This is a genomic window from Rhabdaerophilum sp., assembly GCF_046092605.1.
GTDB lineage: Bacteria > Pseudomonadota > Alphaproteobacteria > Rhizobiales > Beijerinckiaceae > Rhabdaerophilum.
Genome location: NZ_JBJTDY010000030.1, coordinates 1 through 8935, shown reverse-complemented (window position 1 = coordinate 8935; position 8935 = coordinate 1). Strand labels below are relative to the sequence as shown.

8 protein-coding genes and 2 pseudogenes are annotated in these 8935 nt (G+C 64.0%); 7 read left to right on the top strand and 3 right to left on the bottom strand.

The features are described from left to right. Positions 1-331, top strand: a 331-nt coding sequence (locus tag ACKODO_RS03170; protein ID WP_408982003.1) for a hypothetical protein, incomplete at its 5' end; no start/stop codon positions are given. A 250-nt stretch (positions 332-581) separates the two neighbouring features. On the opposite strand, the pseudogene ACKODO_RS03165 reads toward ACKODO_RS03170, so the two are convergent. Further along, positions 582-1040: pseudogene (locus ACKODO_RS03165) on the bottom strand (DDE-type integrase/transposase/recombinase). A gap of 9 nt (positions 1041-1049) precedes the next feature. Beyond that, entirely contained in the window at positions 1050-1298 is a 249-nt protein-coding gene (locus ACKODO_RS03160; RefSeq protein WP_408982002.1) for a hypothetical protein, read from the bottom strand. Positions 1299-1503: 205 nt separating this feature from the next. Between ACKODO_RS03160 and ACKODO_RS03155 the strand changes: the two genes are divergently transcribed. The 6 genes from ACKODO_RS03155 to ACKODO_RS03130 all read left to right on the top strand — a co-directional run bounded on the left by ACKODO_RS03155 (position 1504) and on the right by ACKODO_RS03130 (position 8259). Then, positions 1504-2529 (top strand): NADP-dependent oxidoreductase, encoded by a 1026-nt coding sequence (locus ACKODO_RS03155; protein ID WP_408982001.1) that lies wholly within the window; start codon positions 1504-1506, stop codon positions 2527-2529. Beyond that, on the top strand, positions 2526-3020 hold the full coding sequence (locus ACKODO_RS03150; RefSeq protein WP_408982000.1) for a VOC family protein: 495 nt from the start codon (positions 2526-2528) through the stop codon (positions 3018-3020). Before ACKODO_RS03155 ends, ACKODO_RS03150 begins: the two co-directional genes overlap by 4 nt. 15 nt (positions 3021-3035) lie before the next feature. Beyond that, the gene (locus tag ACKODO_RS03145) at positions 3036-3950 is read left to right on the top strand and encodes a LysR family transcriptional regulator (protein ID WP_408981999.1); all 915 of its coding nucleotides are present in this window, start codon (positions 3036-3038) and stop codon (positions 3948-3950) included. 106 nt (positions 3951-4056) lie between these two features. Further along, positions 4057-6387: a TonB-dependent receptor gene (locus ACKODO_RS03140; RefSeq protein ID WP_408981998.1), complete on the top strand. Its 2331-nt coding sequence runs from the start codon at positions 4057-4059 to the stop codon at positions 6385-6387. A 4-nt stretch (positions 6388-6391) separates the two neighbouring features. Then, positions 6392-7258, top strand: coding sequence for an alpha/beta fold hydrolase (locus ACKODO_RS03135; protein ID WP_408981997.1), 867 nt, complete (start codon positions 6392-6394; stop codon positions 7256-7258). Next, the gene (locus tag ACKODO_RS03130) at positions 7255-8259 is read left to right on the top strand and encodes a VOC family protein (RefSeq protein ID WP_408981996.1); all 1005 of its coding nucleotides are present in this window, start codon (positions 7255-7257) and stop codon (positions 8257-8259) included. Before ACKODO_RS03135 ends, ACKODO_RS03130 begins: the two co-directional genes overlap by 4 nt. A gap of 434 nt (positions 8260-8693) precedes the next feature. Here ACKODO_RS03130 and ACKODO_RS03125 read toward each other — a convergent pair. Beyond that, positions 8694-8882 (bottom strand): annotated as a pseudogene (locus ACKODO_RS03125) (IS110 family transposase); the annotation flags it as partial. Between the last annotated feature and the right edge of the window lie 53 nt (positions 8883-8935).

Sequence of the window (8935 nt, the reverse complement as noted above, 5' to 3'; positions counted from 1 at the left end):
CGGCTGCAGCGCCGGGGTCGGTCTCGCTGACATCGAGGAGATCGAGCTGGCGGCGGATTTCGGCGTGGCGCGCGGCCGTCAGCTTGTAGCCCAGGAAGCAGGCGCCGGCGGCCATCACGAAGATGATCGGGCCGCCGATGTAGGCGAGCTCCAGGCCGCGGATCGCCTCGGGCCTGTTGGCGGCGCCTGCTTCCTGGGCTACAAGCTGACGGCCGCGCGCCACGCCGAAATCCGCCGCCAGCTCGATCTCCTCGATGTCAGCGAGACCGACCCCGGCGCTGCAGCCGAGGCTCTGACGGGCGTCGACCTTGGCCCGACAGGGCGGCCGTGATGGCCGCCCCCTCCTGACCTCGGGGGCGCCGGCGGGATGGAATCATTTGCGCGTTTCTGTTCAGCCGCCGGCAGGCGAAAGGTCGGGCTCAGCCATTAGGGGCCGGTCGGGATAGTCGAGAGCCGCGAGCAGGGCGGTCCTGCAGGTGAAGACAAAACAGTTGGAACGTTGTTGAGACCGGTGGCGGTGGTATCAGTCGAACCTCAACTTGTCTCCAGTTAGACGGAATTCGCCCCACCCACGCATGACCTCAGGCCATGAGGGATTTCCACTCAGCCAGGGTGGCTGAGCGGCGTTCCTCGCAGATGACCCGGCTGACGCGTTGGCGCTCCTGACTGAAGTGGTTGCGGAATGAGGCGTGGGTGGCGGCGAACCGGTGCAGCGTCTTCATTCGTCGGAACCGCCGCATGGCGCGTTCCCGTCGTCGGAAGGGCTGGTGGCTGTTTTCAGCCCGGTTGTTGAGCCAGCGGCCAACATCTTGTTTGTCCTGGTTCCCGAACTGCTTCATCGCCGCCCGGTAGGATCGGAGCCGCTCGGTGACGATGACGCGCGCGGGGCCGTGGCGCTTCAGAGCCTTCTTGAGGAATTTCAATGCTGCGGCTTAGTCCCGCTTCCTCGTCACGAAGGACTCGAGCACCTCACCGTCGTGATCCACGGCCCGCCAGAGGTCGCGCCGCTCGCCGTTCACACGCACGAAAACCTCGTCCAGGCGCCAGCGTCAGTGGGTGTGCTGGCACATGGCCTGGACCCGGCGCGACCGGATCTTCGATGCGAACATCGGACCGAAGCGGCCCACCCACTTGCGCACCGTCTCGTGGCAGATGTCGACGCCGCGCTCGAACGCGAGGGCCTCCACGTTCCGAAGCGACAACGGGAGGCGGACGTACAGCATCACCACCACCTGGATCACCTCCGGCGAGGAGTCGAACCAGCGGAACGGATTGTCGGACTTTGGATTGCGGGCCATCGCAGCCGTCTATCATGCCGAGACGGTCGCGGTGAGTTTCACCTGACAAGACCCCTTTCACGGAGCCGGGCGCGGGCCACCCGCCTCGCAGCAAGAGCCAAACCCGCTCCACCGATCTAGCTGATATAACTTCCAGCACGTGGCGCTCCCTGCGCAGGCAAGCGACACTGGGCTCTTGTTCGACACTGCATGAGGCGTTTGAAGGATGGAGACCAACCGTCGTTGGGTGCTGGCCAGGCGGCCCAAGACCCTGGTCTCGCCAGCCGACTTTCGGCTGGAAGAGGTTCCGGTACCGGCCCCGGCCGAGGGTGAGTTTCTCATCCGCCAGCACTACCTCAGCCTTGCGCCGGTGATGGCGCAATATGTTCTCGACGGCGGCACGATCGAACGGCCCGTCGCCATTGGCGAGACGATGCGCGGGCGCGGCGTCGGCCGGGTCGTCGCCTCGCGCCACCCAAAGTTCCGGATCGGCGATGTGGTGCATGGGCCGTTCGGCTGGCAGGACTATGCGCTCTCCAACGGCGCGCGCCTGACCTATGTGAGCCGCTACGCTGGCCGGATCGCGCCGATGTCCACCGCGATCGGCGTTTTGGGGATCACGGGCTACACCGCCTATTTCGGTATGAAACTGGCAGATCCCAAACCCGGCGATCGTATCCTTGTCTCCGGAGCGGTGGGCGGGGTCGGTTCCTCCGTCGGTCAGATCGCACGGATCATGGGCTGCACTCCGATTGTGGCGGTCTGTGGGGGGCCGGAAAAGGCCGCAACCGCGATCCACCGCCTGGGCTATGACAGCGCCATTGACTATCGCCGCGGCGCGCTGGACGAGGCGATCGACGACCATATGCCCGATGGCCTCGACATCTACTTCGACAATGTAGGCGGGGCGACGCTTGAGGCTGCGCTCAATCGCATGCGTCAGGGTGCGCGCATTATCCTGTGCGGGGCGATCTCGCAGTACATGGCGGATGGCAAGCCCGTCGGTCCCTCTAACTATTTCAAGCTCGTCTATGCGAACGCGCAGATGAAGGGCTTCCAGATTTATGCCTTCGCCGATCGCTATGCAGAGGCTGAAGAGGCGCTCGCCGATTGGATCGCCAGCGGCCGGCTTGTCTGGCAAGAGAACCTGCTCGAGGGGCTGGAAATCATGCCCAAGGCGCTGGCGGGGCTGTTTGAAGGGACAAACGTTGGCAAGCAGGTCGTGCGGATCGCGCCGGAGACGGCCACATGAGCATGCCGGCGCCCGAACCTGCTCTCTTCCGGCGCACCACATGGATCTGCGCGGACGCCGAACACATGGCCGATTTTTACGCGGCGGTGTTCGGCATGAAGCGCTGGTATGATCAAACCCTGGCGGTGGACGCCCGCTTTCCGCCAACAGGCGCGCCCGATCAGGCGCCCGCCCGTCTGATCATGCTCCAAGCGACCCACCCCGAACTGGGGATGATCGGCTTTCTATCTTATATTGGCGGCCTTCCTGGGGCATCGGCCACTATGGCGCCGGCGGATGGCCAGCTTCGCCCGGGCCAGACGGTGAAGGTCTTCAACTGCACCGACGTTGAAGCTCTCCATCAGCGCGCGGTTTCGGCAGGCGCGATAATTTCTAGCCCTCCCGCGGAGTGGTCGGTTCCTGCGCGGGAGGGCGGCGGCGTAACACGGCTGAAGATGCTTTGCTTTTTCGACCCTGAGGGCGGATATTGCGAGGTAAGCCAGCGCGTTTAGGAAGGCCTCGCCCAGGTGCTGACGCCCAAACAGATCTCGGCCTTCGTGGCGGTGACGCGGGCCGGCAGCTTCAGCAAGGCGGCGCTGACGTCGGGCTTGAGCCAGCCTGCTTTGACCAAGCAAATCAAGTTGATCGAGCAGGCGCTGAAACTGCGCGTGTTCGAGCGCACGGGGCGGGGCGTTCGTCTGACGCCGGCGGGTGAAACAGTTATGGAGTTCGCCGCCTCCATCAATGAGCAATATGATCGGCTAGAGGCCGCCATCGCCAAGGAGCGGGCAAGCCCCGCGGGCGCCGTCACGCTCGCGGTGACGCCGCTGGTGGCCCATGTCATCTCCAGTCCGGTGGTTCTCGCCGTGCGTGAGCAGCTGCCTGATATTCGCCTTCGCATTATTGAGGGCTACGGCGCCGGCGTTACGGGATGGGTCGCGGACGGCAGCGCCGATCTCGCCGTTTCCTATATTCCGCTAACGCAGGTGCGCCACCTGATCGACGGCGAGGTTTTATTCGACGACGAGATGTTCCTTGTGGGGACGCCGGCTCTCTTCGAACGCGATTGCATCGGGTCCGCTGTGCGGTTTGCAGATCTGGAAGGGCGGGCCATGGTGCTGCCGACCGTCCAGAATGGGCTACGCCGCTGGCTAGACAAGGCCGCGCGCGATCACGGCTTTGAACTGCACCCGGCGCTGGAAATCGACGCGCTTTCGGCTTTGCTCGACACTGTTGCGTGGGGCCATGGCTACAGTGTGCTGCCGGGTTGTGCGTCGCTTGAATATGTTCGTCAGCGCGCTCTCAAGACTGCATCCATCTCTGAGCCTGCAGTGCCGGCGCAATTGACCCTTTTCACCGCACGGGGACGCCAATCCTCAGCCGTACAGCAAGTAATTGCGGTGGTGAAAGCGCAATCGCGGCGCCTGCGCGCCGGCGCATGAGGCCTGCGCCGGCGCGCAGGTGATAGCTGTTAGAACCTGGGCCGCCTATGACGCACAGGTGATCATCGGCATAATCCCGGCTTGGTGTTTCTAGGGGGCGGCCAGAATGAAAGTGCGTTACCCAGATCGGTCGATTCTGGCGGGGCTAGCTCTGTCGACCAGTATTATCGGCAGTGCGTTCGCGCAGACCACGCCGCCCGTCCCCAATGGACCAGGCGAGCCCGAGTCGTCTTTGCTTGATGAGGTGATCGTAACGGCGCGCCTTCGCAATGAGTCCCTGCAGGACATTCCGCTTTCTATCGTCGCGTTCAATGAAACCGCGATCGAGCGCCAGCGCATTGATACGCTAGATCGGCTCTCCTTCGTCGTACCATCCTTGTCGGCGTCAGACCCGTTTGGTCGTAACAACCCCAGCGTTTCGATGCGCGGGATTGGACTTGCCGGCATCGGCGATGAATTGCCGGTGGGCATCTTCATCGACGGAGCCTATGTTTCTGGACGCTCAAGCGCCAATATGCTTCTTACCGACCTTGAGCGCATCGAAGTGGCGCGGGGTCCCCAATCTGCTCTTTATGGGCGCAATACCTTCGCAGGGGCGATCAACTTCATCACACGCAAGCCGAGCGATACGTTCGAAGGCTTCGGCGAAGTGACGGTCGGCGACAAGGATCGCTATGAGGCGCGCGCGGGCGTGTCAGGGCCGCTGATCGAGGGCCTGCTTGCTGGGCACTTAGGCGTTATCCGCCGCGATTGGGGCGGCTTTTTTGAGAACCAGAACCCCGCCGGGCCAGACTTAAACCGGCAGAAAACCACCGCGCTGAACGCCGCCCTGCGCCTGACGCCCGCCGCCGCCTTCGAGGCGAATCTGCGGCTGAATTATTCTGACGACAAGGATTCGACCGCTGCGGCGTTCCTGGTTCCGGCCAATGTTGCGCTCACCCTTTCCAACGGCGGTTCGCTCGGGTTCTTCCGCGGCGATGCGCCAGAGAACCCGCCCGCTGGGGTAGTGTGCTGCTCGGCTTCGGACGGGGTGCAGGGATTCACCCGCGAGACTTTCCGCGCGGCTTTGACTTTGACCTACGACGTCAACGACATGGTCAAGCTGACGTCCCTCTCGTCTTATACGACGGAAGACCAACTCTACGATCAGGACGTCGATTATCTTGCAGACAAGCTGTTCACGTTCGGCAATCTCATCAACCGTAGGGATGCGAGCCAGGAAGTCCGTATATCCTACACGGGCGAGCGGATCACGGCGTTGGCCGGCGTATTCGTCTACAACTTCCGAAACAAGTTCCAGAATCGTAGCTATGCGCAGTTCTTCCTGCCTCCAGCAGCGCGCAGCCAAAACCCTGTCCGGAACAACGGGCCCTTTCTATCGATTACGGAGACGGATGCGGTCGCTCTGTTCGGGTCGCTGGGCTATGAAGTCCAGCCCGGTCTAAACGCCACGCTCGATTTGCGCTGGAGCGAGGAAACCAAGACCTTCGACTACTTCCGCGGCGCAGCTTTCGTAGCTGATCCACGACGCAAGGCGACCTGGGATAGCTGGACGCCACGCTTCATCCTCGACTGGAAACCGACCGACGACAGCCTATGGTACGTCTCGGCAGCCAAGGGCTTCAAGACCGGCGGCTTCAACGATCAAGTCAACATTTTCGACGCAGAGCGCGCCTATGCGCCCGAAAGCAACTGGACCTACGAGATCGGGACCAAACAAGCGCTGTTTGATAAGCATCTGCTCGCCAACCTGACGCTATTCTACGTCGATTGGACCAATCAGCAGGTGGTCTCCGCCTCCTCACGGGGGCCCGCCAACAACACCTATATCGCCAACGCTGCCCAGTCCCATTCGCAGGGCTTCGAGTTCGACGTGACCGCGCGGCCGACCAATCGCATCGATTTGACGGCTGCAATCTCGCTTTCAGATGCGAAGTTTGATTCCTATGTCGACCCGGCGCTCGCCGGTATAGACCGGGCGACAGGGCAGGTCGCGACACTTCCCGGCTTGCGCTTGGTTCAGCGGCCAAACGGCGTGTTCGGGGCCGATGTCTCCGGCAACAGGCTGCCGCGCTCTTCCAAGTGGCAAGCCGCGCTTAGCGGGCAATACACCCATCCGCTGGAGGACGCCGATCTTTATGTCCGCGCAGACCTCACCTTCCGGTCGACCCAGTTCTCAGAGCCCTCGAATTTCGCCGGTACGGGCGACCAGACGAAGGTGAACCTGCTCATCGGCTACGAGACCGATACGTTCAGCATCGCCGGTTTCGTCGACAATCTGTTTGACGAGCGCACCCCGCCGGTCATCATCCGCTTCAGCGACTTCAACAGCTTTTTCGCCCAGCCTTTCCCCGGCAGTTTGAAGCGGGCTTTCCAGGTAACCCCGGCCGATGGGCGTACGGTCGGGATCAAGGCGCGGTATAAGTTCGGAGATTGACCCCATGCTTGATCGGCGCGGCTTGTTTGGCGCCGCCATCGGTGTGGGGATCGGGCCCGCCGCAACGGCCCAGGCGGCTGAACAAAGCGTGGTCCGGCGCGGTTACTCCAACGCCAAGCACGGCCAGATTCACTATCGCAGCGTCGGCCAAGGACGGCGCCCGCCCCTTCTGTGCTTCCATCATGTGCCGAACTCGGGCCAGATCTACGAGCGTGTCGCCCTGAAGCTCGCGAAGGGGCGGCGCGTCGTGATCCTGGACACGCCCGGCTATGGCATGTCCGACCCCCTGCCCGATCCGCAGAGGATCGACGCCTATGCGAGCGCCCTTTCCGAAGCCGCCTCTGCGCTCGGGCTCGACGACCGGCCAGTTGATCTCCTCGGCTACCATACGGGGGCGGCGATCGCTTGCGCGATCGCCCTCTCGGGCGGATTGCGCGTGCGCCGTCTCGCGCTTTGTGCCGTGCCCGTCTTCTCTGCCGAAGAGCGCGCGAGCTTCGGCGCCCAGACCCCGATCCCGTTTGACGAGGAAGGAGACTGGGCGCGGGAAGAATGGCGCCGGTCCTGGCGTTGGCGGGGGCCGGGGCAGACGCGGGAGATGGTGATGCGCACCTACGCCGAGAAGATGCGCCCCGGCGCCCGCGAACGCGGGGCAAGCGCCATCGCCGCCTACGACATGGCCGACGCGCTGGCCCGCGTGCGCCAACCGCTCATGATCATTCGACCGCGCGATGATTTGTGGGACGCAACCGGGCGCGCCATGGCAGTGCGCCCCGACGCACCCGTGCAAGAGTTGCCCGATCTCGGCCACGGTCTTTGGGATGTCGCCAGCGATCGGATGGGCGAGATAATTGACGGCTTCTTACGCGCTTGAGCCATTTCCTTGGCCTTGCTGCGATGGGCATAGCGTCTTGCGGACACATCACCGCCGCTGATTTGTCCGCCGCGGCGGGAGACGGCTGGCTCGAGGCGGTTGTCTCGGTGGGCGATCTTGACGCTCGGCAAGCGCTGTTTCGAGATGTCCTCGGCTATGAGCTTGTCCATCGCGGCTCGGTTTCCGCCGAACAATTGCGTGAGTGGGGGCTCGCCAAGGGCGAGACTGCGCAGGAAGCGCTGATGCGCGAGCCGGGGGCTAGACGCGGCTTTATTCGGTTGGTCGCGTTCAGCACCGGCCCGGCGGCGGGCCGCATCCGCTCCTCCGCCCAGCCTTGGGAGGCGGGCGGCTGGTCAGGCCTCAACGTGCGGGTGCGCGACATCGATCTTGTGTTCAATCGTTTGCAAGCGGCGGGGTTTCAGGGCTTCAGCGATCCGGTCAGCTTTACTGTGCCGCCATTTCGGGTGCGCGAGGCGATGATGGTGGGCCCCGACGGGTTGGTTCTGGGCCTCTTGGAAAGGGTCGAGCCGCCGCTCGCCGAGCCAGGCTGGAGGAGTCTCGTGTCTCGGCCTGTCACAGCCTTCACCGTGACCGACCGCCCGGCGGCGACTGAGACTGCGCTGCGCAATCTGTCGCTCGCTGTCCGGCTCTCGTTTGATGGTCTAACCGCTGAGCCTGGCCCCAATCTTTTCGCCCTGCCCCATGCTATGGTCGCTCAGACCACGCGGTCGGTTCGCTGGTGGCAGGAAGCCAAGCGCGAGGAAGGCACAATCGCTTCCATCGCGTTCGGTGGGCTCGCCGGCCGTTCCTTTGGCGGAACGGCGCGCGCGCCACGCCTCGGCCTTTTAACGTTGCGCTTGCCCGTCCCAGATGCCCAAAGCCGGTGCGTCGCCGCAGGCGCCAAGGTCTATTCGGCCACTATCGCCCCCTACGGGCGCATCCACGGCTGCATTGTGCATCTACCCAATGGCGCCCAGGTGGATATCCTGCAGGCGGACTGACGGCCAAGGACGGGTGGGTTAACTCCGCCAGGCCGCAGATGTCTTCACCCCGCCCTCGATCAGGCGACAACCGTCGCTTGCCGGCACAAGGCGAGGGGCGTGAGCGATGGCCTGACGCGGACAGGGCCGGTGCTGGAGCGCTGGCCGGGCTTCGCTGGGTGCTGTCATCTGTGGACGGCCCCTGCGCTGCATGGGTGAAGTTGGGCTGATGCTGAGATCTGTTGGGGTGCGGTCATCTGTCCGGCCTGCTGGTGCGGCGCTGATGGCCGCTGGCCCTGATGGAGTCCGCTGATCAGGTCCCATTCCGTCTACCGAGATCAAGGCTCCGACAGCACCACGGGTTGTCCTGGTCTGCGGCCGCGTTCAGATCGTCATCATCATCTCTCGTGCACCCTTACAGTTCGGAGCGACGGCGCTGGCCGCGGCGATCTCGATCAGGCCATGACCGGTGGGCGGTAGACTTCGCCGCGCTTCAGGACAGCCCAGGCGATGCGGGCCGTCTTGTTGGCCATGGCGACGGTGACGACCCGGGCGGGCCTGCGCTCAAGCAGAGATCGGATCCAGTCGCTGGCCGCCATGGCGCCGGTGCGGGCCCTGCGGATCACCGAGGTCGCGCCGATCAAGCATGGGGTCAATCTCCGAACTTATACCGCGCCTTGATCCCGACCGTACGCCC

Bases quoted from the DNA above. Each gene is read 5' to 3' on its own strand.
- ACKODO_RS03160 (WP_408982002.1), bottom strand. From the start codon at position 1,298: ATGGCCCGCAATCCAAAGTCCGACAATCCGTTCCGCTGGTTCGACTCC.
- ACKODO_RS03155 (WP_408982001.1), top strand. From the start codon at position 1,504: ATGGAGACCAACCGTCGTTGGGTGCTGGCCAGGCGGCCCAAGACCCTG.
- ACKODO_RS03150 (WP_408982000.1), top strand. From the start codon at position 2,526: ATGAGCATGCCGGCGCCCGAACCTGCTCTCTTCCGGCGCACCACATGG.
- ACKODO_RS03140 (WP_408981998.1), top strand. From the start codon at position 4,057: ATGAAAGTGCGTTACCCAGATCGGTCGATTCTGGCGGGGCTAGCTCTG.
- ACKODO_RS03135 (WP_408981997.1), top strand. From the start codon at position 6,392: ATGCTTGATCGGCGCGGCTTGTTTGGCGCCGCCATCGGTGTGGGGATC.